The following is a 24,313-nucleotide window of genomic DNA, read 5'->3' on the forward strand; positions in this document are numbered from 1 at the left end:
CATGACCCAGTCCCAATACCGCCCCGGCCCCGACGCCAACGGCCTGTTCGGCTCGTTCGGCGGCCGCTACGTGGCCGAAACCCTGATGCCACTGGTGCTGGACCTGGCTCGCGAATACGAAGCGGCAAAGGCAGACCCCAAGTTCCTCGAAGAGCTGGCCTACTTCCAGCGCGACTACATCGGCCGCCCCAACCCGCTGTACTTCGCCGAGCGCCTGACCGAGCACTGCGGCGGCGCGAAGATCTTCTTCAAGCGTGAAGAGCTCAACCACACCGGCGCGCACAAGGTGAACAACTGCATCGGCCAGGTGTTGCTGGCCAAGCGCATGGGCAAGAAGCGCCTGATCGCCGAAACCGGCGCCGGCATGCACGGCGTGGCCACCGCTACCGTCGCGGCCCGCTTCGGCCTGCCTTGCGTGATCTACATGGGCGCCACCGACATCGAGCGCCAGCAGGCCAACGTGTTCCGCATGAAACTGCTGGGCGCCGAAATCGTCCCGGTCACCGCCGGCACCGGCACCCTGAAAGACGCCATGAACGAGGCACTGCGCGACTGGGTCACCAACGTAGAAGACACCTTCTACCTGATCGGCACCGTCGCCGGCCCGCACCCGTACCCGGCCATGGTCCGCGACTTCCAGTCGATCATCGGCAAGGAAACCCGCGCCCAGCTGCAAGAGAAGGAAGGCCGCCTGCCAGACAGCCTGGTAGCCTGCGTCGGCGGTGGTTCCAACGCCATGGGCCTGTTCCATGAATTCCTCGAAGAACCCAGCGTGCAGATCATCGGTGTCGAAGCCGGTGGCCACGGCGTGCACACCGACAAGCACGCGGCCAGCCTGAATGGTGGCGTACCGGGCGTGCTGCACGGTAACCGCACCTACCTGCTGCAGGACGAAGACGGTCAGATCACCGACGCCCACTCGATTTCCGCCGGCCTGGACTACCCGGGTATCGGCCCGGAGCACGCCTACCTGCACGAAGTGAAGCGTGTCGAGTACGTCAGCATCACCGACGACGAAGCGCTGGATGCGTTCCACGCCACCTGCCGCCTGGAAGGCATCATCCCGGCCCTGGAAAGCTCCCACGCCCTGGCCGAGGCGATCAAGCGCGCACCGAAGCTGCCCAAGGACCACCTGATGGTCGTGTGCCTGTCGGGCCGCGGCGACAAAGACATGCAAACCGTCATGAACCACATGGCCGCCCAGGAGAAACAGGCATGAGCCGTCTTGAACAACGCTTCGCCGAGCTGAAGGCCGAAGGCCGCTCGGCACTGGTCACCTTCGTCACCGCGGGCGATCCGGGCTATGACGCCTCGCTGCAGATCCTCAAGGGCCTGCCGGCTGCCGGTGCCGACGTGATCGAGTTGGGCATGCCTTTCACCGACCCGATGGCCGACGGCGTGGCCATCCAGCTGGCCACCCTGCGTGCCCTGGAAGCCGGCCAGACCCTGGCCAAGACCTTGCAGATGGTTCGCGAATTCCGTGTGGATAACCAGACCACACCGATCGTACTGATGGGCTACTACAACCCGATCCACCGCTTTGGCGTGGAAAAGTTCGTCGCCGAAGCCAAGCAAGCCGGCGTCGATGGCCTGATCATCGTCGACCTGCCGCCAGAGCACGACGCCGAGCTGGCGACCCCGGCCCAGGCCGCAGGCATCGACTTCATCCGCCTGACCACTCCGACCACCGACGACGCGCGCCTGCCGCGCGTGCTGGAGCGCAGCTCCGGATTTGTCTACTACGTGTCGGTAGCCGGTGTGACCGGCGCTGGCTCGGCGACCACCGAGCACGTGACCGAAGCCATTGCCCGCCTGCGTCGGCATACCGATCTGCCGATCAGCGTTGGTTTTGGCATTCGTACGCCGGAGCAGGCTGCGGCCATTGCCCGCCTGTCTGACGGCGTGGTGGTGGGCTCGGCGCTGGTCGACAAGATTGCCCAGGCCAAGAGTGCCGAGCAGGCGGTGAGTGATGTATTGAGCCTGTGCTCGGCACTGGCTGAAGGGGTGCGCGGCGCTCGTCGCTGAGCCGCATCGTCTGCTTCGCGGGCATGCCCGCTCCCACAGTGACCGCGCCGCTCTCATGGGCTGCGCCGTCCTTGTGGGAGCGGGCGCGCCCGCGAAGAGGCCGGTGCAGGCTACACAACTCTAGCCCCCAAAAATCGACAGATCCAAAGGCCTTACAGCCCCCATCCAGATCGCATGGTCCCGGTGGTCCGCCAGTTCATCCCCGGTCAGCGGGTGCATGAACACCACCAACCCCTTCCGATACAACGCTAACCACGGCAACACCACCCCCACCACCTCCGGCCCGAACGCCAGCTGGCAGCTCCAGTCCGGGTGCGGCCCCACGGGTTTCTGGTGCATGCGCCCCATGCTCACGGGAAACAGACGCGCCGCCTCTTCACACAGTTCACGGGCCTGGTCCATGGTCGCTGCGTTGTAGTAAACATGGGCGTGGTAACCCTTGATCCTCTGCACGATAACTCCTGATTGCGGTCCAACCATCACCACCTGCAAAGGGAGTGATGCAGTGAAAAACGCCGAAACCCCAGTGTTCAAACTGGTCCTGTTCGGGCCTGACAGCAGCCTGGGCAATGCCCTGATGGTAGAGCTGCTGTCGCGCCAGCACGAAGTGACCGCCGTGGTCGACGACCTCAACCGCCATGCGCCGCGTCCTGGCCTGCATTTCAAGATAGGCGGGCTGAGCGATGCCGACCAGGCGGAGCAGGGCGCGGCAGGCGGCTCGGCGGTCATTGCCCTGTTGTCGACGCTGGCGCCGGGCGATCTGCCCAGGCAAGCCCGCATGAGCGAGGCGCTGGTGGCAGGGCTTAAGCGTACGACTATACGCCGGCTGTTGCTGGTGGGCGATTTCGATGTGCTGGATGAGCCGGGCAAGTACACCGAGGCAGAGCGGGAGTGTGTGGGCCAGGTAGTGGACGGGTTACAGCGCAGTGCGTTGCACTGGACGCTGATCAATGCCCCGCAGGAACTGGCCGGGTTGGGGATGGAGCATTTTCGCAGCACCGAAGGGACGCTGGAGCCGGGGTTGGCTGAGCCGTTGCGGCACCTGGCCAGGGTCGCGGCGGGGATGGTGGATATGCTGGAGCTGGACTTGCACCGGGGCGAGCACCTGAACTTCGTGGTCTAGATTGCCGGGGCCGCAAAGCGGCCCCAAATCTCAAAGGCTACGCTCTTGCTCCAGCCAATCCACGAACCGCTCGATCAAAGCCCCACGCCGCTTGCGTGGTGGCAGCACCGCGTAATACCCGCGCGCCGAGCGCAAACTCCCCTCCAACGGCCGGCATAGCAACCCTTGCTCCACCAGCCCATCCACCAGGTGCCCCCAGCCAATCGCCACCCCTTGCCCGGCAATCGCGGCCTGGATCAGCAACGTATAGTTATCAAACCGCAACTGCCCGGCCGGCGGCGGGCTGGCCACGCCAAACCCGCGAAACACCCCCGCCCAATCAAACCAGCGGCTAGCCTGCTCGCCCTTCAAATGCAGCAAAGGCAATCGTTGCAAAGCCGCGGCTGACAAGGGTTTGCCATGAATCAGCCGCGGGCTGCACACCGGAAAAACCTCCTCATCGAACAGCCAGCGGCTCTCGCCCTGGTGAAAGCGCCCGTCGCCAAACAGCACCGCCACATCGATGTCCGGGCGCAACATTCCCTGGCTGCGCTCACCGGTCACCAGGCTCACATCCACCTGTGGATAAGCCTCGTGAAAACGCTGCAGCCGTGGCATCAGCCAGAACGCCGCAAAGGCGAAGTCGGTAGCCACCTGCAGCACTTCGCGCTGGCCGCGCCCACTGGCCTGGGCAATGCCGTCCTCCATGGCCTGCAGGCCCTGATGCACCTGTTCGAACAGCACCTGGCCAGCCTCGGTCAGCTCGATACCCCGGTAAATGCGGTCGAACAACCGCGTGCCCAGCTGTGCCTCCAGCCGTTTGACTTGCTGGCTCACCGCCGGCTGCGTGGTGCCCAGCTCCAGTGCCGCAGCGGTAAAGCCACGCAACCGTGCGGCAGCCTCGAACACGCGCAGTGTATCCAGCGACAATTTGGCAAGGTGGTCAAACATAAGCAGGGCTAATCCCAGTCATTGCCCGCCATGGGCTTTACCCATGTTATCCACAGTCGCATCTTGGTAGGCAAGCGGTTCGCATAACCCTCAACGATGGAAGCCACCATGACGCGCCCGAATATCCTGTTGATCATGGCCGACCAGATGGCCGCGCCCTTGCTGCCGATCTACGCCTCTTCGCCAATCCAGATGCCGCACCTGAGCCGCCTTGCCGAACAAGCGGTGGTGTTCGACTCGGCCTACTGCAACAGCCCGTTGTGCGCACCATCGCGCTTCACCCTGGTCAGCGGGCAATTGCCCAGTCGCATCGGCGCCTACGACAACGCCGCCGACTTCCCTGCCGACGTGCCAACCTACGCTCACTACCTGCGCCGCCTGGGCTACCGCACCGCGCTCTCTGGCAAGATGCACTTCTGCGGCCCGGACCAGCTGCATGGCTACGAGGAACGCCTTACCAGCGATATCTACCCGGCCGACTACGGCTGGGCGGTGAACTGGGATGAACCAGACGTGCGCCCGAGTTGGTACCACAACATGTCCTCGGTGCTGCAGGCCGGCCCGTGCGTGCGTACCAACCAGCTGGATTTCGACGAGGAAGTGGTCTTCAAGGCGCGCCAGTACCTGTACGACCATGTGCGCGAAAACGATGGTCGGCCGTTCTGCCTCACCGTGTCGATGACCCATCCGCACGACCCGTACACCATCCCCAAACGCTACTGGGACCGCTACGAGGGTGTGGATATCCCCATGCCCCGTGCCGAATTCAACCAGGCAGAACTCGACCCGCACTCGCAGCGCCTGCTGAAGGTCTATGACCTGTGGAACAAGCCGCTGCCTGTGGACAAGATTCGCGATGCCCGCCGTGCCTACTTCGGCGCCTGCAGCTACATCGACGACAACATCGGCCTGCTGCTGCAGACCCTGGAGGAATGCAACCTGGCCGATGACACCCTGATCGTGTTCTCCGGCGACCACGGCGACATGCTGGGTGAGCGTGGCCTCTGGTACAAGATGCACTGGTTCGAGATGTCGGCGCGCGTGCCGCTGCTGGTGCACGCGCCCAAGCGCTACGCGCCAGCCCGGGTCAGCGCCTCGGTATCGACCTGCGACCTGCTGCCGACCCTGGTCGAGCTGGCTGGTGGCGCTGTGGATAACCACCTGCACCTGGACGGCCGCTCGTTGGTCGGCCACCTGCAAGGGCAGGGCGGCCATGACGAAGTGATCGGCGAGTACATGGCCGAAGGCACCGTCGGCCCGCTGATGATGATTCGCCGCGGGCCATACAAGTTCGTGTACAGCGAAGACGACCCATGCCTACTCTACGACCTGAGCCGCGACCCGCACGAGCGGGAGAACCTCACCGGCAGCCCGGAACACCAGGCGCTGCTGCAGGCATTTGTCGATGAAGCACAGCAGCGCTGGGATATCCCCAGCCTGCGCCAGCAGGTTCTGGTCAGCCAGCGGCGCCGCCGCCTGGTAGCCGAGGCGCTGGCCATCGGCAAGCTGAAAAGCTGGGACCACCAACCGCTGGTGGATGCCAGCCAACAGTACATGCGCAACCACATCGATCTCGACGACCTCGAGCGCAAGGCACGTTATCCACAGCCCGCCCCCCTGGATTGAGAAGAGAGGCCGCCATGCACAAGTTCTCCGCCACCGTATTCGCCCTGGCCCTGAGCCTGGGTACCGCCGCAGCCTACGCCGCCGACAGCGACGCGCAATGCACCACCGTGAAGATGGCAGACCCCGGCTGGAGCGATATCGCCACGACCAACGCCGTGGCCCGCCTGCTGCTGGAAAGCCTGGGTTACCAGGTGAAGATCGACAGCCTGGCCGTGCCGATCATCTACGGCGGCCTCAAGGATGGCCGCGTCGATGCCTTCCTCGGCAACTGGATGCCGGCACAGCAGGGCTTTCATGACAAGTTCATCGCCAACGGCGATGTGCAGCAACTTTCACGCAACCTGGAAGGAACCGAGTTCACCCTGGCAGTGCCCGACTATGTGTGGAATGCCGGGGTGAAAGATTTCGCCGACTTGCAGAAGCACGCCGACCAGTTCGACAACAAGCTGTACGGGATTGGCTCGGGCGCACCGGCCAACCTGTCGCTGAAGCAAATCATCGACAACAACGAATTCAACCTCGGCCAGTGGAAGCTGGTGGAGTCCAGCGAGCAGGCGATGCTGGCCCAGGTCGACCGGGCGGTGAAGAAGCAGCAGTTCATCACCTTTCTCGGCTGGACCCCTCACCCGATGAACGTGAAGTTGAAGATGCACTACCTGACGGGTGGGGAGAAGTGGTTCGGCAGCAAGGGCGAGGTGTACACCCTGACCCGCAAGGGTTATCCACAAGCCTGCCCGAATGCGGCGAAGCTGCTGGGTAACCTGAAGTTCACATTGGACATGGAAAACACCATCATGGCCGAGGTTGTGGACAAGAAGATCAGCTTCGATGATGCGGCCAAGGCTTGGGTGAAGGCGCATCCCGAGTTGCTGGAAGGGTGGTTGGCCGGGGTGACGACCAAGGCCGATGGCAATGCGCTGGAGGCCGTCAAAGCCAAACTGTAACCTCACAAGCAAACCTCTATCCCTGTGGGAGGGGGCATGCCCGCGAACTCCGGCGAAGCCGGTGCCATCCACTGCGGCGGCTTCTTCGCGGGCGCGCCCGCTCCCACAGGGATTGGTGAAACAGTAAGGAATGTGGATAACCCATGCATCGCCTCACTCACCTGCTGCCCTTCCTCTCCTGGCTCCCCCGCCAATCGGGCCGCAGCCTGCGCCAGGACCTGCTGGTGGGCCTGAGCGGTGCCATCCTCGCCCTGCCGCAATCCATCGCCTACGCCCTGATCGCCGGCCTGCCCGCCGAATACGGCCTGTACGCCGCCATCGTGCCAGTGCTGATCGCCTGCCTGTGGGGCTCGTCCTGGCACCTGATCTGCGGCCCGACCGCCGCCATCTCCATCGTCCTCTACGCCAGCATCAGCCCGCTGGCCGTGGCCGGCAGCGCCGACTACGTCACCCTGGTGCTGCTGCTGACCTTCCTCGGCGGCATCTTCCAGCTGCTACTGGGGCTTTTGCGCTTCGGCGCTCTGGTGAATTTTGTCTCCCATTCAGTGGTGCTCGGCTTCACCTTGGGCGCCGCTGTCGTCATTGCCCTGGGCCAGTTGCCCAACTTGTTGGGCATGGACCTGCCAAGCCAGGCCACGGCGCTGAAGACCGTGCAAGACCTGGCCAGCCATGCCGGCGAGGTCGACCTGCCGTCCTTGTTTCTTGGCCTGGCCACGGTGGTGATCGGCGTGGCCTTCAAACTCTGCCGCCCACGCTGGCCTAGCCTGTTGATAAGCCTGATCCTGGTCAGCCTGCTGGCCTGGCTGCTGCCCGGCTTTTTTGGCCATGTGCCACGGGTGCCGGCGTTCACCGGCCAACTACCGCCCTTCAGCCCGCTGCCCCTGCTGGATGTAGAACTGATCCTGCGCCTGCTGCCCAGCGCCGTGGCGGTGGGCATGCTCGGGCTGGTCACCAGCCTGTCGATCGCCCGCTCGTTGTCGGCACGTTCGGAGCAGTTGATCGACGCAGACCAGGAAATACGCGCACAAGGTCTGTCGAACATAGTCGGTGCGTTGTTCTCCGGTTACCTGTCTTCTGGCTCCTTCACCCGTTCCGGGCTGAGCTACGACGCCGGCGCCCGCTCGCCCATGGCCGGGGTTTTCTCAGCGTTATGGGTGGCGGTGTTCGCCGTTGCCGGGGCCGGGCTGATCGCGCACCTGCCGATCCCGGCCATGGCCGGCAGTATTCTGCTGATTTGCTGGGGTCTGGTGGACCACCGGGGGATTCGAGCGCTGTTCCGGGTCAGCCGCTCCGAGTTTTTGGTAATGGCGCTGACGGCGGCAGCGACCTTGTTGCTGGAGTTGCAGACGGCGATCTATGCCGGAGTGCTGGCGTCGCTGTTCTTCTACCTGAAGCGCACCTCGCGACCACGGGTGCAACAAAGCCGTGAAGGGGAGGCGGACGTGCTGCGGGTGGGCGGGTCGATCTTCTTTGGTGCGGCGCATTACCTGCAGGTGCGCTTGCAGCGCTGCCAGGGGCCGCATGTGGTGATCGATGCCCGGCAGGTGAATTTCATCGATTACTCGGGTGTGGATATGTTGCACCGCGAGGCGCGGCGGTTGCGGCGGGCGGGGGGGAGTCTGACCCTGCACCGGGCCAGGCCGCAGGTGATCGAGGAGTTGCAGAAGCTGGAAGGGGTGGAGCTTTGTCCGATCCGGTTTGAAGAGTGATGTTGGGTTGAGATTTTTGGGGCCGCAAAGCGGCCCCGGCAATCTCAGCCGCGAGCCAGCTGCCGGCGCAACTCAGCCAACACCGGCGCCGTATCCGGCCGCACCCCACGCCAGATAAAGAACGCCTCAGCCGCCTGCTCAGCCAGCATCCCCAACCCATCCAGTACCTTGGCCGCGCCCAGCTTCTCAGCCCACTGGCAAAACGGCGTCGGCTCCTTGCCATACATCATGTCGTAACAAACCGTGCGCCCCGCCTCGACCAGGCTGTCGGCAATCGGCGGCAATTCGCCGGCCAGGCTCGCCGAGGTGGCATTGATGATCACATCAACCGGCTCCTGCAACCAGGCAAACCCGCTGGCCACCACCGGTCCCAGTTCATCGAACTCACGCGCCAGCTGCTCGGCCTTTTCCACAGTACGGTTGGCAATCACCAGCGACTGCGGCTTGTGCGCCAGGATCGGCTCCAGCACACCACGCACCGCACCACCAGCACCCAGGATCAGAATGCGCTTGCCCGCAAGCTCGACCCCGGCATTCACCGTCAGGTCGCGCACCAGGCCAGCGCCATCGGTGTTGTCGCCCTGCAGGCTGCCATCGGCCAGCTTGCTCAGCGTATTCACTGCGCCAGCGCGTTGTGCACGCGGGGTCAGGCTGTCGCACAGGCGGTAGGCCTCTTCCTTGAACGGCACGGTTACGTTACCACCGCTGCCTTGCTTGAAGAAGCCGCGCGCGCAGTCGCTGAACTCGTCCAGCGGCGCCAGCAGGGTGGCGTATTCCAGGTCCTGGCCGGTCTGCTCGGCGAACAGACGGTGGATCAGCGGCGACTTGCTGTGGCCGATGGGGTTTCCGAAAACGACGTACTGGTCCATGACGGCTCCTTGGTTATCCACAGAATTACTGGCCGAGCCAGTCGCGGTCCTGCAGGAAGTACTCGGTCAGGCGCGCTTCTTCGCTACCGGGCACGGCCTTCCAGTCGTAGCCCCAGCGCACCTGCGGCGGTAGCGACATGAGGATGGACTCGGTGCGGCCACCGGACTGCAGGCCGAACAGGGTGCCACGGTCGTAGACCAGGTTGAACTCTACGTAGCGGCCACGGCGGTATTCCTGGAACTCCCGTTGCTGCGGGGTGTAAGGGGTGCCCTTGCGACGCTGGATGATCGGCAGGTAGGCGTTGACGTAGGCGTCGCCGATGGCGCGGATAAAGGCGAAGCAGGTGTCGAAGCCCCATTCGTTCAGGTCATCGAAGAACAGGCCGCCGATGCCGCGTGGCTCGCCACGGTGCTTGAGGTGGAAGTAGCGGTCGCACCAGGCCTTGTAGCGCGGGTAAACGTCGGCGCCGAACGGCGCGCAGGCCTGCTCGGCCACCCGGTGCCAGTGGATGCAGTCTTCTTCATTGCCGTAGTACGGGGTCAGGTCGAAGCCGCCGCCGAACCACCAGACAGCCTCTTCACCTTCCTTTTCGGCGATGAAGAAGCGCACGTTGGCGTGGGAAGTGGGCACATGCGGGTTGTGCGGGTGAATCACCAGCGACACGCCCAAGGCCTCGAAACCACGGCCCGCCAGCTCAGGGCGGTGGGCACTGGCCGAGGGCGGCAGACCCGCACCGAACACATGGGAGAAGTTGACCCCGCCTTTCTCGATCACCTTGCCATCGCCGATCACTCGCGTGCGGCCCCCGCCACCGGCTTCGCGCACCCAGGCGTCCTCGACGAAGCGGGCGCCGCCGTCTTCTGTTTCGAGGGCAGAGCAGATGCGGTCTTGCAGGTCGAGCAGGTAGGCTTTCACGGCCTCGGTGCGGCTAGTCATCGGGTCACCAGGAACGGGCAGGGAAGAATTCGCCGGGTAGCATACCACCGCCAACGCGCGCGCCGCAGTTGACGGCGATCAAGCAAAGGCGTCCGATAGAGGGCCTTTCCCGATCCCGACGACAGGAGTGCGAGATGGCCAAGCGTATCCAGTTCAGCCAGCATGGCGGCCCGGAAGTGCTGCAGTTTGTGGAGTTCGAACCAGCCCCGCCAGGGCCACAGCAGGTGCGTGTGCGTAACCATGCGATCGGCCTGAACTTCATCGATACCTACTTCCGCAGCGGGCTGTATGCGCCGCCATCCTTGCCTTCGGGGCTGGGTACAGAAGCGGCTGGCGTGGTCGAGGCCGTGGGCGAGGGCGTGACCCGGCTGAAAGTGGGTGACCGCGTGGCCCATGCCGGCGGCCCGTTGGGCGCGTATAGCGAGGTGCATACGCTGCCGGAAGCCAACCTGGTGAAGCTGCCCGACAACATCAGCTTCGAGCAGGCGGCGGCGGTGATGCTCAAGGGTTTGACCGTGCAGTACCTGCTGAAGCAGACCTACGAGGTCAAGCCAGGTGACGTGATCCTGTTCCACGCCGCAGCCGGTGGTGTGGGCTCGCTTGCCTGCCAATGGGCCACGGCCTTGGGCGCCAAGCTGATCGGGACCGTGAGCTCTGCCGAGAAAGCCGAGCGGGCCAAGGCGCTGGGCGCGTGGGCGACAATCGACTACAGCCATGAAGACGTGGCCAAGCGGGTGCTGGAACTGACCGACGGCAAGAAATGCCCGGTAGTATATGACGGCGTGGGAGCCGATACCTGGCTGACCTCGCTGGATTGCCTGCAGCCGCGTGGGTTGATGGTGAGTTTTGGCAATGCCTCGGGCGCGGTGAGCGGGGTGAACCTGGGGATTCTGGCGCAGAAGGGTTCACTGTATGTGACCCGGCCGACGTTGGCGACCTATGCCAATAATGCCGAGAACACCCAGGCCATGGCCGATGACCTGTTTGCGATGATTGGCAGTGGGAAGCTGGTTGTAGATATTCAGCAGCGGTATCCGCTGAATGAGGCGGCCAAGGCGCAGGCGGAGCTGTCGGCGCGGCGGACTGTGGGTTCTACAATTCTGCTTCCTTGAGTTCACTCATACAGGTACTGCACCGATCTTAAGTGCTGTGCCATCCCTGTGGGAGCGGGCATGCCCGCGAAGCAAGCACCGCGGTGCATGGCACCGGCTCCGCCGGTGTTCGCGGGCGCGCCCGCTCCCACAGGTACTGTGCCGGCCTTGAGTGCAGCACTAAGCCTGTGGGGGACGGGGGGACGGTGACGACTCGATGCCATCGAGAATCGCCTCCACCAACCCCTCCGCCGGTTCTATGGAATGCAGGCTCGACCAGTACATGCCACGGCCCTCTTCGCGCAGGTATTCGAGGGCTTGGGAGCCCGTTTCATATGCGCCGCGCAGGTACAGGCCTACATGGACCAAGGCGTCCTCGGCGGAAATGTAGATTCTCGGGCCGCTTTGCGGCCCAATCGCCGGCAAGCCAGCTCCCACACCGACCCTGTGGGAGCTGGCTTGCCGGCGATCGAGGGCGAAGCCCTCGCCAGCGATATCAGCCCGGGCGAACGACTTCGCCAGTGGCCAGGTTGCGAATCACACTCGGGTTCTTCCTTCCACCCAAGGCCCCACCCAACACCAGATCCAGCTGGCCATGGAAGTACTGCTCCACCCGCAACCGGGTCTTCGCCGCCGGGCGGCCGCCCGGGTTGCACGAGGTGGAAATCAACGGCCCGACCAGCGCGCACAGCTCCCGCACCACCGGATGATCGCTGACCCGCAGCGCCACGGTGTCATGCTCCCCGGTCACCCACTCGGGCAACAGGTCCTGGTGCGGCACCAGCCAGGTGTTCGGCCCCGGCCAGGTGCTGCCCATGCGGTCGATCCAGTCTTCGGGAAAATCCTCGAACAAAAAGTCGAACTGGCGGATGTTGTCGGCGACCAGAATCAGCCCTTTATCCACAGGCCGCGACTTCAGCGCCAGCAGGCGGTACACCGCGTCCTCGTTCCATGGGTCACAGCCCAGGCCCCAGACCGCTTCCGTCGGGTAGGCGATCACCGCGCCCGCCCGGATTTCACGTGCGGCTTGTTGCACACGAAAACTGCTCACCATTTCTGTCACTCCGCCTATAAACCTTGCTTGTGAGCAGTGTACTTAGCCCGCGCGGGCAAACCAACGCCCGGCTTCATTGCTGACCCGGCCCTGCAACTCCAGTTCGGTCAGTTGCGCCAGCACCTCGGCCAAGGGCAGCTCGCTGCAATGGGCCAGGCTTTCACTGGTTTGCGGCGCGGCATGTAGCAGGGCGAGCAGCGGATGGTCGAATTTATCCACAACCGCAGGCGGCAGGTTCTGCCAGCCTTGCAGGCTCTCCAGGATCTGCTCCACGCTTTCCACCAGCAGCGCGCCGTCACGGATCAATTGATGGCAGCCTTTGCTTCCGGGGTGGTGAATGGAGCCTGGAATGGCATACACCTCGCGGCCTTGCTCGGCGGCCAGGCGTGCGGTGATCAGCGAACCACTGGCCAGGCTGGCTTCAACCACCAGCACGCCCAGCGACAAGCCGCTGATGATGCGATTGCGCCGCGGGAAGTTGCCGGGCAACGGCCCGGCATCCAGCGGGTACTCGGAAACCAGCGCGCCGCCATTGTCGATCATCGCTTGCGCAAGGGATTGGTGGCGCTGTGGATAAAGTTTTTGCAACCCCGTGCCGAGCACGCCAATCGTGCCCCCACCAGCCTGCAATGCCGCCCGATGAGCGGCACCGTCGATACCCACTGCCAAGCCACTGGTAATGGTGAAACCGGCCTGCGCCAGGTAGCGGGAAAACGCCGCAGCCGTATCGAGCGCCGGGGGTGAAGCACGCCTGCTGCCCACAATTGCCAACTGTGGACGCTCGAGCAAAGCAGGGTCGCCAGCGACGAACAGCAGCGGTGGGGCATCATCAGTCTCCGCCAACAGTGGCGGGTAGCCAGGGCCATCCCACATCAGTAAATGCTGGCCCGGGCGCTCTAGCCAGGCCATTGCAGCCAGTGCACCTTCACGCACTTCGGCACTGCGCCGGGCATCGATGGTGGCCTGTGGTATGCCCAATGCGCGCCACGCGCCGGCCGGTGCACACAGTGCCGAAGACGCACTGCCAAAGGCCTCCAGCAAGGTGTTGAAGCGACGCAATCCTGTTTCCGGCAGCCGGTGCAGGCGTAATCTTGCCTCCAGTTCGGCAGGCGCAAGAGGCGACGAATGGTAGGTTTGCATGAGGATCATCCTTGATCAAAACGGGGCCAGCGACGTGGCACAAACTGTGGATAACTTTGTTGATAACGCTTTGACAACCTGTCCATCGAATGGGCTATAAGCTGGCCCTGAAAACCCTAGACGAGCTTTCGCAGGTGCTGAATTCCCCGTTTCCCTTTATTATGTGTGCTCAGTTTTCAACCGAACGCACAGTGACTGCCTGACCTTATGGCCATCTTGAACATTCTCGAATTCCCGGACCCGCGCCTGCGCACCATCGCCAAACCGGTGACGGAGTTCGACGACGCCCTGCGTCAGCTGATCGACGACATGTTTGAAACCATGTACGAAGCCCCTGGCATCGGCCTGGCGGCCACCCAGGTCAACGTGCACAAGCAGGTCGTGGTCATGGACCTCAGTGAAGACCGCAGCGAGCCGCGCGTCTTCATCAACCCCACGGTCGAAGAGCTGACCCACGACATGGGTCAGTACCAGGAAGGCTGCCTGTCGGTACCGGGCTTCTACGAGAACGTCGACCGCCCGCTGCGTGTGCGGGTCAAGGCCCAGGACCGCGACGGCAAGCCCTACGAGCTGGAATGCGAAGGCCTGCTGGCGGTGTGTGTGCAGCACGAATTCGATCACCTCAACGGCAAGCTGTTCGTCGACTACCTGTCGCAGCTCAAGCGCGACCGGATCAAGAAGAAGCTGGAAAAGCAGCACCGCCAGCAAGCCTGATCCCTACCTTCCAGAAGGCTTGCTCCGGCAAGCCTTTTTCTTTTTTGAAGCGAGAACTCCATGCGCATCGTCTTTGCAGGCACTCCAGAGTTTGCCGCCGAACACCTCAAGGCCCTGCTCGACAGCCCGTACGAGATCGTGGCCGTCTACACCCAGCCCGACCGCCCCGCCGGCCGTGGCCAAAAGCTGATGCCGAGCCCGGTCAAGCAACTGGCTGTGGCCCGTGACATCCCGGTATTCCAGCCGCCGACCCTGCGCAACGCCGAAGCCCAGGCCGAACTGGCCGCGCTGCAGCCGGACCTGATGGTGGTGGTCGCCTATGGCCTGATCCTGCCGCAGGTTGTGCTGGATATCCCGCGCCTGGGCTGCATCAACAGCCACGCCTCCCTGCTGCCACGCTGGCGCGGTGCCGCACCGATCCAGCGTGCCGTGGAAGCCGGCGACGCCGAGAGCGGTGTGACCGTGATGCGCATGGAAGCAGGCCTGGACACCGGCCCGATGCTGCTCAAGGTAGCCACCCCGATCAGCGCCGAAGATACCGGCGGCAGCCTGCACGACCGCCTCGCACAAATGGGCCCGCCGGCTGTCGTCCAGGCCATCGCCGGCCTGGCCGATGGTTCGCTGCACGGTGAAGTACAGGACGATGCCCTAGCCACCTACGCGCACAAGCTGAACAAGGACGAAGCGCGTATCGACTGGAGCCGCCCGGCCGTCGAGCTGGAGCGCCTGATCCGGGCCTTCAACCCGTGGCCGGTGTGCCACAGCACCCTCGATGGCGAAAGCGTGAAAGTACTGGCCGCCAACGTGTCCACAGCGAAAGGCACCCCCGGCGAGATCCTCTCCGCCAGCAAAGACGGCCTGGTGGTCGCCTGCGGTGACCAGGCGCTGAGCCTGACCCGCCTGCAACTGCCCGGCGGCAAGGCGCTGAACTTCAGCGACCTGTTCAACAGCCGTCGCGAGAAGTTCGCCAGCGGCAAGGTGCTGGGCCAATGAACCCACGCCTCGCCGCCGCCCGTGCCCTTGCCGCTGTGCTCAGTGGCAAGGCCTCGCTGAACAGCTCGCTGCCGGCGCAACTGGACAAGGTCGATGAACGCGACCGTGGCCTGACCCAGGACCTGGCGTTCGGCACCGCGCGCTGGCAGCCACGCCTCGATCTGCTGGCCGCGCAGCTGCTGCAGAAGCCGTTCAAGGCCGCCGATGCCGATGTGCAGGCGCTGCTGCTGGTCGGCCTGTACCAGCTGTTCTACAGCCGTATCCCGGCCCATGCGGCCATCGGCGAGACCGTCGGCTGTGCTGACAAGCTGAAGAAGCCATGGGCCAAGGGCCTGCTCAATGCCGTGCTGCGCCGCGCCCAACGCGAAGGCGAGGAACTGCTGGCCGGCATGGAGCGCGACCCGGTGGTACGCACTGCCCACCCGCGCTGGCTGCAGAAGTCACTGAAGGCCTTCTGGCCCGAGCAGTGGGAGGCCATCTGCGCCGCCAACAACGCCCACCCGCCGATGATTCTGCGGGTCAACCGCCGCCACCACAGCCGCGATGCCTACTTGGCGCTGCTGGCCGAAGCAGGCGTCGGCGCCAGCGCCTGCCAGTACAGCCGTGACGGCATCGTGCTGGCAGAAGCCTGCGACGTGCGCGGCCTGCCGGGCTTCGCCGAAGGCTGGGTGAGCGTGCAGGACGAAGCCGCGCAACTGTCCGCCGACCTGCTGGAGCTGGCCCCCGGTCAACGCGTGCTCGATGCCTGCTGTGCCCCGGGCGGCAAGACCTGCCACCTGCTTGAAGCCGAACCGGGCTTGGCCCACATGACGGCCATCGACCTCGAAGCCAAGCGTCTGACCCGGGTGCGCGAAAACCTCGACCGCCTGCAACTGGAGGCCGAGCTGATCGCCTGTGATGCCCGCGACACCGCCAGCTGGTGGGACGGCAAGCCGTTCCAGCGCATCCTGCTCGACGCACCGTGCTCGGCCACCGGCGTGATCCGCCGCCATCCGGACATCAAGCTGACCCGTCAGGCCGACGACATCCCGGCCCTGGCCACGCTGCAAGGCGAGCTGCTCGATGCCCTGTGGCCGACCCTGGAAGTCGGCGGCATGCTGCTGTACGCCACCTGCTCCAGCCTGCCGACCGAAAACACCGAAGTGATCGATGCCTTCCTCGCCCGCACCCCGGGCGCCCGTGAGCTGGACCTGGCCACCGAAGCCGGTCTGCGCCAGCCCCACGGCCGCCAGTTGCTGGCCCAGGAGGGCGGCCACGACGGTTTCTACTATGCCAAGCTGATCAAGATCGCCGCATCACGCGGATAAGCACAAAAAGGTAGGGAGTAGCGGATGAAGATCATCATCCTCGGTGCAGGGCAGGTAGGCGGTACGCTGGCGGAGCACCTGGCCAGCGAAGCGAATGACATCACCGTGGTCGACACTGATGGCGACCGCCTGCGCGACCTCGGTGACCGCCTGGACATCCGCACCGTGCAGGGTCGCGGCTCGCTGCCCACGGTGCTGCGCCAGGCCGGTGCCGATGACGCCGACATGCTGGTGGCGGTTACCAACAGCGACGAGACCAACATGGTCGCCTGTCAGGTGGCCTATTCGCTGTTCCACACCCCGACCAAGATCGCCCGGGTGCGCGAGTCGGCCTACCTGACACGCGAAGAGCTGTTCGACAACGACCATATCCCGGTCGACGTGCTGATCAGCCCCGAGCAGGTGGTAACCAACTACATCAAGCGCCTGATCGAACACCCGGGCTCGCTGCAGGTGATCGACTTCGCCGAAGGCAAGGCCCAGTTGGTGGCGGTGAAGGCCTACTATGGCGGCCCGCTGGTCGGCCAGCAACTGCGCCAGATCCGTGCGCACATGCCCAACGTAGACACCCGCGTGGCAGCCATCTTCCGCCGCGACCGGCCGATTACCCCCCGCGGCGACACGGTCATCGAAGCCGACGACGAAGTGTTCTTCATCGCCGCGAAGAAGGACATTCGCGCGGTGATGGGCGAGCTGCGCCGTATCGACGAGACCAACAAGCGCGTGGTCATCGCCGGTGGCGGGCAGATCGGCGAGCGCCTGGCCGAGGCCATCGAAAGCCGCTACCAGGTCAAGATCATCGAGATGAGCCCGGCGCGCTGCCGCTACCTCTCTGACACCCTGGAAAGCACCGTGGTGCTGCAGGGCAGCGCCTCGGACAAGGACCTGATGCTCGAAGAGAACATCGCCGACGCCGACATCTTCCTGGCCCTGACCAACGACGACGAAGCCAACATCATGTCGTCGCTGCTGGCCAAGCGCCTGGGTGCGCGCAAGGTGATGACCATCATCAACAACCCGGCCTATGTCGACCTGGTGCAGGGTGGCGACATCGACATCGCCATCAGCCCGCAGCTGGCCACTATCGGCACCTTGCTGGCGCACGTGCGCCGGGGCGACATCGTCAGCGTGCACTCGCTGCGCCGCGGCGCGGCCGAAGCTATCGAAGCGGTGGCGCACGGCGATTCGAAATCGAGCAAGGTAGTCGGCAAAGCGATCGAAGACATCGCCCTGCCGCCGGGCACTACCATCGGCGCGATCATCCGTGATGAAGAAGTGATGATCGCCCACGACGACACCATGATCGAGTCGGGCGACCATGTGATCCTGTTCGTTGTGGATAAAAAGCATATTCGGGATGTGGAGAAGCTGTTCCACGTCGGTTTGAGTTTCTTCTAGGAGAACAGGGTATGCGCGAATCGCTGGAGAAGATGCTGGCCAAGGGTGTGGATAACCCGTTGTTGAGGTTTGGGCTGGGCAAGGCCTGGCTGGACGAAGGCAATGGCGCTGAAGCGGCGGTGCATCTGGCACGGTGCGTGGAACAGGACCCGAAGTACTCGGCGGCGTGGAAGCTGCTGGGCAAGGCGCATCAGCTGCAGGGTGACCTGGCGGCGGCGCGCAAGGCCTGGGAGGAGGGGATCATGGCGGCGCAGGCCCATGGGGACAAGCAGGCCGAGAAAGAGATGACCGTGTTCCTTAAGAAGCTGAACAAAGTATCAGGTTAACGCGGTCCCTGTGGGAGCGGGCGTGCCCGCGAAGAATTCAACGCGGTGGCTGACACCGGCTACGCCGGTGTTCGCGGGCGCGCCCGCTCCCACAGGGTCCCTGCTAAAAAGCTTAATACCAGCGCGGCTCGCCAGCCGGGCGTTTCTTGAAGCGCTTCATGCTCCACATGTACTGGCTCGGGTACTCGCGCACGTAGCGCTCAACCACCTTGCTCATCGCCGCCGCGGACACCGTTACGTCAGTGCTGTACATCTCTTCCGGCGCCGCCTCCAGGAACACCTTGAAGCCCGAGCCATCCGGCAACCGCAGGGCATGCAGGAACACCCCCACTGCCTTGCCCCCGGCCAGCATGTTCGGCACGAACTTGCTGGTCAGCGCCTGGGTGCCGAGGAACGGTACGAACACCCCCGCCGACTCCGCTGGCTCCGGGTCGGCAGGAATACCTACCTGGCCACCACGGCGCACTTCCTTGATCACGCTGAGGATGCCTTCCTTGGTCGAAGGTGCCACGCGGTTGCCCATCTGCACACGCTGCTCACGCAGCAGGTCATCCACCGCCTTCAGCTTCGGCGGGCGATAGAAGATGATCGGTTTGCACTGGTTGCAGTAAAAGTGGTTCAGCACTTCCCAGTTGCCCAGGTGGCTGGTGATGCCGACCACGCCCTTGCCCGAGGCCAAGGCCTGCTCCAGCACTTCCAGGCCATGCACTTCCTTGACCAGCTCCAGCGAGCGCTGCGGTGGCCAGATCCAGGCACAGGCACTTTCGACAAACGATTTACCGATATCCTTCAACGCGCGGCCCACCAGCTGTTCGCGCTCGGCCGGGTTCATCTCCGGGAAGCACTTGGCCAGGTTGATGCGCACGACATTGCGCGAGCCGTTGGGGATCTTCCACATCAGCCAGCCGATACCGGCGCCGACGCGCTGCACGGCGCCCCAGGGCAGCTTGGCAAACAGACGCAGCACCCCAACCATCAGGGCGCCCTTGAACTTTTCCACAGGCGAATTCCTTATTTCAGCAAGGCGCGCATTGTAACCCCTCAGCGCAACAAGGCGGCGTAGCGATCGCAATCGGTGGTGTGGTCCATGACCATGCCGGTGGCCTGCATGAAGGCATAGCAGATGGTCGGGCCAACGAACGTGAAGCCGGCCTTCTGCAAGGCCTTGCTCATGACCTTGGCTTCTTCGGTAACCGCTGGCACGTCGCCACGGCCCTGGAAGTGGTTGATCTTCGGCTCACCGCCAACGAACGACCACAACCACTCGGCAGGGTTATCCACAGCCAGCCAGGCCTGCGCGTTACGCCGGGCAGCCTTGAGCTTGAGGCGGTTGCGGATGATGCCGGCGTCCAGCATCAACTCCTCGATGCGTTCGTCGCTCATGGCCGCCAGTTTCACCGGGTCGAAGCCGTGCATCACCTCGCGATAACGCTCGCGTTTGCGCAAAACGGTGATCCATGAAAGCCCCGCCTGGAACCCTTCGAGCAAAAGCATCTCGAACAGCAACGCCGGGTCACGCTGGGGCGTTCCCCATTCCTGGTCATGGTAGGCCTGGTACAACGGATCGTCGGTACACCAAAAGCAGCGTGGCATAAGGCTCCAATGAGTAGAGGGCGAGGCGAATCAGGTTATACTCCCGCTCTTTACATCCGCATCCCCAGATACAGGTGAATTTCGTGAGCCAGCCTACGCCAGCCGTGCGTACCTTCCAAGACCTGATCCTCGCCCTGCAAAACTACTGGGCAGCTCAAGGTTGTGTGGTGCTTCAGCCCTACGATATGGAAGTAGGCGCCGGCACTTTCCACACCGCTACATTCCTGCGCGCCGTGGGTCCAGAAACCTGGAACGCCGCCTACGTGCAGCCTAGCCGTCGCCCTGCCGACGGGCGGTATGGCGAAAACCCCAACCGCCTGCAGCATTACTACCAGTTCCAGGTGGTCCTGAAGCCGAACCCGGCCAACTTCCAGGAGCTGTACCTCGGCTCGCTGAAGGCCATTGGCCTGGACCCACTGGTCCACGACATCCGCTTCGTCGAAGACAACTGGGAATCGCCGACCCTGGGCGCCTGGGGCCTGGGTTGGGAAATCTGGCTGAACGGCATGGAAGTCACCCAATTCACCTACTTCCAGCAGGTAGGTGGCATCGAGTGCTACCCGGTCACCGGTGAAATCACCTACGGCCTCGAGCGCCTGGCCATGTACATCCAGGGCGTCGACTCGGTCTACGACCTGGTATGGGCCGACGGCCCGTTCGGCAAGGTCACCTACGGCGACGTGTTCCACCAGAACGAGGTGGAGCAGTCGACCTACAACTTCGAACACGCCAACGTCGAGAAGCTGTTCGAACTGTTCGACTTCTATGAAAGCGAAGCCAACCGCCTGATCAAGCTGGAGCTGCCGCTGCCGACCTATGAAATGGTCCTGAAGGCCTCGCACACCTTCAACCTGCTGGACGCCCGCCGCGCCATCTCGGTAACCGAGCGCCAGCGTTACATCCTGCGTGTACGTACCCTGGCCCGGGACGTGGCGCAAAGCTACCTGCAAGCCCGCGCACGCCTGGGCTTCCCGATGGCTACCCCCGAACTGCGTGACGAAGTGTTGGCTAAGCTGGAGGCTGCACAATGAGTGCTCAAGATTTCCTGGTAGAACTGGGCACCGAAGAGCTGCCGCCGAAGGCCCTCGCCAGCCTCGGCGAAGCTTTCCTGGCCGGTATCGAGAAAGGCCTGCAGGCCGCTGGCCTGAACTACACCGGCAAGCAGGTATACGCCGCGCCGCGTCGCCTGGCCGTGCTGATCCGCCAGCTGGACGTGCAGCAGCCTGACCGCAGCATCAATATCGACGGCCCGCCCCTGCAGGCTGCTTTCAAAGACGGCGAGCCTACCCAGGCTGCCTTGGGCTTTGCCAAGAAGTGCGGTGTGGAGCTGTCGGAAATCGACCAGAGCGGCCCCAAGCTGCGCTTCTCCCAGCACATCCCGGGCAAGGCCACCGCTGGCCTGCTGCCGACCATCGTCGAAGATTCGCTCAACGACCTGCCGATCCCCAAGCGCATGCGCTGGGCGGCCAGCCGTGAAGAGTTCGTGCGCCCGACCCAATGGCTGGTGATGCTGCTGGGCGACCAGGTGATCGACTGCACCATCCTGTCGCAGAAGGCCGGCCGTGAATCCCGTGGCCACCGCTTCCACCACCCGGAAAACGTGGTCATCACCACCCCGGCCAACTACGTCGAAGACCTGCGCAAAGCCTACGTGCTGGCCGACTTCGCCGAGCGCCGCGAGCTGATCAGCAAGCGTACCGCAGAGCTTGCCATGCAGCAGGAAGGCAGCGCCATCGTGCCACCGGCGCTGCTGGACGAAGTGACTGCCCTGGTCGAGTGGCCGGTGCCGCTGGTGTGCTCGTTCGAGGAGCGTTTCCTCGAAGTGCCACAGGAAGCCCTGATCACCACCATGCAGGACAACCAGAAGTACTTCTGCCTGCTGGACAGCGAAGGCAAGCTGCTGCCGCGCTTCATCACCGTGGCCAACGTCGAGAGCCGCGACCCGAAGCAGATCGTGCAAGGCAACGAGAAGGTCGTGCGCCCACGCCTGACAGACGCCGAGTTCTTCTTCAAGCAGGACAAGAAGCAGCCGCTGGAAACCTTCAACGAGCGCCTGAAGAACGTGGTGTTCCAGGCTCAGCTGGGCACCGTGTACGACAAGGCCGAGCGCGTTTCCCGGCTGGCCGCCTTCATCGCCCCGCTGATCGGCGGCGACGCCCAGCGCGCCGGCCGTGCCGGCCTGCTGTCGAAGTGCGACCTGGCCACCGAGATGGTCGGCGAATTCCCTGAAATGCAGGGTGTTGCCGGTTACTACTACGCGCTCAACGACGGTGAGCCGGAAGACGTCGCCCTGGCCCTGAATGAGCAGTACATGCCGCGTGGTGCTGGCGCCGAACTGCCACAGACCCTCACCGGTGCTGCCGTGGCCATCGCCGACAAGCTCGACACTCTGGTCGGCATCTTCGGCATCGGCATGCTGCCTACCGGCAGCAAGGACCCGTACGCCCTGCGCCGTGCCGCCCTGGGCGTGCTGCGTATCCTGATCGAGAAGCAGCTGGACCTGGACCTGACCGGCGCGGTCGAGTTCGCGGTCAAGCAGTTCGGCGCCAAGGTCAAGGCCGCCGGCCTGGCCGAACAGGTACTGGAGTTCATCTTCGACCGCCTGCGTGCGCGTTACGAAGACGAAGGCATCGACGTGGCCACCTACCTGTCGGTTCGTGCCCTGCAACCAGGTTCTGCCCTGGACTTCGATCAGCGCGTGCAGGCTGTACAAGCCTTCCGCAAGCTGCCGGAAGCCGAGGCCCTGGCCGCGGTGAACAAGCGTGTATCGAACCTGCTGAGCAAGGCCGAAGGCGCCATCGCCGATCACGTTGAACCGAAGTACTTCGACAACGCCAACGAGTTCTCCCTGTACTCGGCCATCCAGCAGGCCGACCAGGCCGTGCAACCGATGGCTGCTGCACGCCAGTACAGCGAATCGCTGGCCCGCCTGGCGGCCCTGCGTGATCCGGTCGACGCCTTCTTCGAGGCGGTGATGGTCAACGCCGAGGATGCCAAGGTACGCGCCAACCGTTATGCCCTGCTCAGCCGCCTGCGCGGCCTGTTCCTGGGCGTGGCCGATATTTCGCTGCTGGGGTAAGCCTTGAAACTGCTGATTCTCGACCGTGACGGAGTCATCAACCATGACTCCGACGCCTACATCAAGACGCTGGACGAGTGGATTCCGATCCCTGGCTCGGTCGAAGCGATCGCGCAGTTGAGCAAAGCGGGCTGGACGGTGGCCGTGGCCACCAACCAGTCCGGCATTGCCCGTGGCTACTATGCGCTGGCAACCCTCGAGGCCATGCACGCGCGCCTGCGCACGCTGGTGGCCGAGCAGGGTGGCGAAGTGGGCCACATCGTGTATTGCCCGCACGGGCCGGACGAAGGCTGCGACTGCCGCAAGCCCAAGCCTGGAATGCTACGGGCGATTGCCGAGCATTACCAGGTTGGCCTTGAAGGCGTCTGGTTCGTTGGCGACAGCAAAGGTGACCTGGAGGCCGCCCTGGCCGTCGGTGCACAACCCGTGTTGGTGAAAACCGGCAAGGGCGAGCGGACCCTGGAAAAAGGTGTTCCGGAAACTACACTGATTTTCGACGATCTGGCAGCTATCGCCAGAGAACTAATTTAAACAGTGCGCCTTCGGGCGCATTTTTCTCAGGCGGGCATGCCCCGCAATGGTACAAGCCACTATGTCGATCCTGCAGGCGATCAGAATCTTTCTTTTTTACCTGCTGCTGGGCACCAGTTCGCTGCTGTGGTGCTCGCTGAGCTTCTTCGTCGCGCCGTTCCTGTCGTTCCCCAAGCGCTACAAGTTCATCAACGTGTACTGGTGCCGTTGCGCGTTGTTCCTGGTGCGCACCATCCTGGGTATCGACTACAAGGTCACTGGCGCCGAGAACGTGCCTGATGAGCCTTGCGTCATCCTGTCCAACCACCAGAGCACCTGGGAAACCTTCTTCCTTTCCCAGTACTTCTCGCCGCTGAGCCAGGTGCTCAAGCGCGAGTTGCTGTACGTGCCGTTCTTTGGTTGGGCCATGGCCATGCTGCGGCCGATCGCGATCAACCGCGACAACCCCAAGGAAGCCCTGCGCCAGGTAGCCAGCAAGGGTGACGAGCTGCTCAAGCAGAAGACCTGGGTGCTGATCTTCCCGGAAGGCACTCGCGTGCCATTCGGCACAATGGGCAAGTTCTCCCGTGGCGGTACCGCGCTGGCGGTGAATGCCGGGCTGCCGGTGCTACCGATTGCCCACAACGCCGGCAAGTTCTGGCCGAAGACCGGCTGGGGCAAGCGCGCTGGCACCATCGAGGTGGTGATTGGCGCGCCGATGTACGCCAACGGCACCGGGCCACGGGCCATCGCCGAGCTCAACGACCGTGCCGCGGCGTGGAACGAAGCGACCCAGCGGGCCATGGGTTCGCTGCCGCCAGCAGAGGAAAAACCCCAGGAGCAGATGGCCTGACCATCTGTGGATAACTTGTGTGCAATTTCTGGATGAAATGCTACGAATCGCCGCTAAGTATTTGAATTAGCTGTTTATTTCTGTGTATGACA

Annotated in this window: 24 protein-coding genes and 1 pseudogene; 16 read left to right on the forward strand and 9 right to left on the reverse strand. The window is 63.9% G+C overall.

Going from position 1 to position 24,313, the window contains the following annotated elements; all coding sequences use genetic code 11:
- Position 1: 1 nt before the first annotated feature.
- Both trpB and trpA read left to right on the forward strand, forming a co-directional pair.
- Positions 2-1,219 (forward strand): tryptophan synthase subunit beta, encoded by a 1,218-nt coding sequence (trpB, locus tag CAF70_RS00310; RefSeq protein WP_015268451.1) that lies wholly within the window; start codon positions 2-4, stop codon positions 1,217-1,219.
- Complete coding sequence (gene trpA / locus CAF70_RS00315; RefSeq protein ID WP_085621419.1) at positions 1,216-2,025, forward strand: tryptophan synthase subunit alpha; 810 nt, start codon at positions 1,216-1,218, stop codon at positions 2,023-2,025. Before trpB ends, trpA begins: the two co-directional genes overlap by 4 nt.
- 120 nt (positions 2,026-2,145) lie before the next feature.
- On the opposite strand, the gene CAF70_RS00320 is transcribed toward trpA, so the two are convergent.
- Positions 2,146-2,478, reverse strand: a complete 333-nt coding sequence (locus CAF70_RS00320) for a DOPA 4,5-dioxygenase family protein (RefSeq protein WP_085621420.1) — start codon at positions 2,476-2,478, stop codon at positions 2,146-2,148.
- Positions 2,479-2,530: 52 nt separating this feature from the next.
- Here CAF70_RS00320 and CAF70_RS00325 point away from each other — a divergent pair, with 52 nt between their 5' ends.
- On the forward strand, positions 2,531-3,148 hold the full coding sequence (locus tag CAF70_RS00325; RefSeq protein ID WP_085621421.1) for an NAD(P)-dependent oxidoreductase: 618 nt from the start codon (positions 2,531-2,533) through the stop codon (positions 3,146-3,148).
- 30 nt (positions 3,149-3,178) lie between these two features.
- On the opposite strand, the gene CAF70_RS00330 is transcribed toward CAF70_RS00325, so the two are convergent.
- A complete protein-coding gene (locus tag CAF70_RS00330) occupies positions 3,179-4,078 on the reverse strand; it encodes a LysR family transcriptional regulator (RefSeq protein ID WP_085621422.1) in 900 nt (299 codons plus the stop codon).
- A gap of 108 nt (positions 4,079-4,186) precedes the next feature.
- Here CAF70_RS00330 and betC point away from each other — a divergent pair, with 108 nt between their 5' ends.
- The 3 genes from betC (at position 4,187) to CAF70_RS00345 (ending at position 8,357) form a co-directional block, all read left to right on the forward strand.
- On the forward strand, positions 4,187-5,704 hold the full coding sequence (gene betC, locus CAF70_RS00335; RefSeq protein ID WP_085621423.1) for a choline-sulfatase: 1,518 nt from the start codon (positions 4,187-4,189) through the stop codon (positions 5,702-5,704).
- 14 nt (positions 5,705-5,718) lie between these two features.
- A complete protein-coding gene (choX, locus tag CAF70_RS00340) occupies positions 5,719-6,648 on the forward strand; it encodes a choline ABC transporter substrate-binding protein (RefSeq protein ID WP_085621424.1) in 930 nt (309 codons plus the stop codon).
- 143 nt (positions 6,649-6,791) lie between these two features.
- The gene (locus CAF70_RS00345) at positions 6,792-8,357 is read left to right on the forward strand and encodes a SulP family inorganic anion transporter (protein WP_085621425.1); all 1,566 of its coding nucleotides are present in this window, start codon (positions 6,792-6,794) and stop codon (positions 8,355-8,357) included.
- Between the two features lie 44 nt (positions 8,358-8,401).
- On the opposite strand, the gene aroE is transcribed toward CAF70_RS00345, so the two are convergent.
- Entirely contained in the window at positions 8,402-9,226 is an 825-nt protein-coding gene (gene aroE, locus CAF70_RS00350; protein WP_085621426.1) for a shikimate dehydrogenase, read from the reverse strand.
- Positions 9,227-9,251: 25 nt separating this feature from the next.
- Positions 9,252-10,163 carry an oxygen-dependent coproporphyrinogen oxidase gene (hemF, locus tag CAF70_RS00355; RefSeq protein ID WP_085621427.1) on the reverse strand — a complete coding sequence of 304 codons (912 nt, stop codon included), beginning with the start codon at positions 10,161-10,163 and terminating at the stop codon, positions 9,252-9,254.
- 134 nt (positions 10,164-10,297) lie between these two features.
- Between hemF and CAF70_RS00360 the strand changes: the two genes are divergently transcribed.
- Positions 10,298-11,275 carry an NADPH:quinone reductase gene (locus CAF70_RS00360; protein WP_085621428.1) on the forward strand — a complete coding sequence of 326 codons (978 nt, stop codon included), beginning with the start codon at positions 10,298-10,300 and terminating at the stop codon, positions 11,273-11,275.
- 159 nt (positions 11,276-11,434) lie between these two features.
- Here CAF70_RS00360 and CAF70_RS27785 read toward each other — a convergent pair.
- The 3 genes and pseudogenes from CAF70_RS27785 to dprA all read right to left on the reverse strand — a co-directional run.
- Positions 11,435-11,641: pseudogene (locus CAF70_RS27785) on the reverse strand (hypothetical protein); the annotation flags it as partial.
- A gap of 109 nt (positions 11,642-11,750) precedes the next feature.
- A complete protein-coding gene (locus tag CAF70_RS00375; protein WP_023660948.1) occupies positions 11,751-12,308 on the reverse strand; it encodes an L-threonylcarbamoyladenylate synthase in 558 nt (185 codons plus the stop codon).
- A 42-nt stretch (positions 12,309-12,350) separates the two neighbouring features.
- On the reverse strand, positions 12,351-13,448 hold the full coding sequence (gene dprA / locus CAF70_RS00380) for a DNA-processing protein DprA (protein WP_085621431.1): 1,098 nt from the start codon (positions 13,446-13,448) through the stop codon (positions 12,351-12,353).
- Between the two features lie 207 nt (positions 13,449-13,655).
- Between dprA and def the strand changes: the two genes are divergently transcribed.
- The 5 genes from def to CAF70_RS00405 are packed head-to-tail and all read left to right on the forward strand — an operon-like array spanning position 13,656 to position 18,186.
- Positions 13,656-14,162, forward strand: coding sequence for a peptide deformylase (gene def / locus CAF70_RS00385; RefSeq protein WP_051097836.1), 507 nt, complete (start codon positions 13,656-13,658; stop codon positions 14,160-14,162).
- A 60-nt stretch (positions 14,163-14,222) separates the two neighbouring features.
- Positions 14,223-15,155, forward strand: coding sequence for a methionyl-tRNA formyltransferase (gene fmt, locus CAF70_RS00390; RefSeq protein ID WP_085621432.1), 933 nt, complete (start codon positions 14,223-14,225; stop codon positions 15,153-15,155).
- A complete protein-coding gene (rsmB, locus tag CAF70_RS00395; RefSeq protein WP_085621433.1) occupies positions 15,152-16,462 on the forward strand; it encodes a 16S rRNA (cytosine(967)-C(5))-methyltransferase RsmB in 1,311 nt (436 codons plus the stop codon). Before fmt ends, rsmB begins: the two co-directional genes overlap by 4 nt.
- 24 nt (positions 16,463-16,486) lie before the next feature.
- Positions 16,487-17,860, forward strand: a complete 1,374-nt coding sequence (gene trkA, locus CAF70_RS00400) for a Trk system potassium transporter TrkA (RefSeq protein ID WP_085621434.1) — start codon at positions 16,487-16,489, stop codon at positions 17,858-17,860.
- A gap of 11 nt (positions 17,861-17,871) precedes the next feature.
- Positions 17,872-18,186 (forward strand): tetratricopeptide repeat protein, encoded by a 315-nt coding sequence (locus CAF70_RS00405; protein ID WP_085621435.1) that lies wholly within the window; start codon positions 17,872-17,874, stop codon positions 18,184-18,186.
- A gap of 112 nt (positions 18,187-18,298) precedes the next feature.
- On the opposite strand, the gene CAF70_RS00410 is transcribed toward CAF70_RS00405, so the two are convergent.
- On the reverse strand, positions 18,299-19,186 hold the full coding sequence (locus tag CAF70_RS00410) for a lysophospholipid acyltransferase (RefSeq protein ID WP_085621436.1): 888 nt from the start codon (positions 19,184-19,186) through the stop codon (positions 18,299-18,301).
- Positions 19,187-19,227: 41 nt separating this feature from the next.
- Entirely contained in the window at positions 19,228-19,779 is a 552-nt protein-coding gene (locus CAF70_RS00415; RefSeq protein ID WP_085621437.1) for a DNA-3-methyladenine glycosylase I, read from the reverse strand.
- 83 nt (positions 19,780-19,862) lie between these two features.
- On the opposite strand from CAF70_RS00415, the gene glyQ reads away from it, so the two are divergent.
- From glyQ to CAF70_RS00435, 4 genes are read left to right on the forward strand one after another with little or no spacing between them, the layout of a single operon-like run.
- Positions 19,863-20,810 carry a glycine--tRNA ligase subunit alpha gene (gene glyQ, locus CAF70_RS00420; RefSeq protein ID WP_027592054.1) on the forward strand — a complete coding sequence of 316 codons (948 nt, stop codon included), beginning with the start codon at positions 19,863-19,865 and terminating at the stop codon, positions 20,808-20,810.
- Complete coding sequence (glyS, locus tag CAF70_RS00425) at positions 20,807-22,858, forward strand: glycine--tRNA ligase subunit beta (RefSeq protein WP_085621438.1); 2,052 nt, start codon at positions 20,807-20,809, stop codon at positions 22,856-22,858. Before glyQ ends, glyS begins: the two co-directional genes overlap by 4 nt.
- 3 nt (positions 22,859-22,861) lie before the next feature.
- A complete protein-coding gene (gene gmhB, locus CAF70_RS00430) occupies positions 22,862-23,389 on the forward strand; it encodes a D-glycero-beta-D-manno-heptose 1,7-bisphosphate 7-phosphatase (protein WP_085621439.1) in 528 nt (175 codons plus the stop codon).
- Between the two features lie 46 nt (positions 23,390-23,435).
- Positions 23,436-24,221: a 1-acyl-sn-glycerol-3-phosphate acyltransferase gene (locus CAF70_RS00435; protein WP_085621440.1), complete on the forward strand. Its 786-nt coding sequence runs from the start codon at positions 23,436-23,438 to the stop codon at positions 24,219-24,221.
- Positions 24,222-24,313 lie beyond the last annotated feature (92 nt).

Source organism: Pseudomonas sp. B19(2017) (assembly GCF_002113165.1).
Classification (GTDB): Bacteria; Pseudomonadota; Gammaproteobacteria; order Pseudomonadales; family Pseudomonadaceae; genus Aquipseudomonas.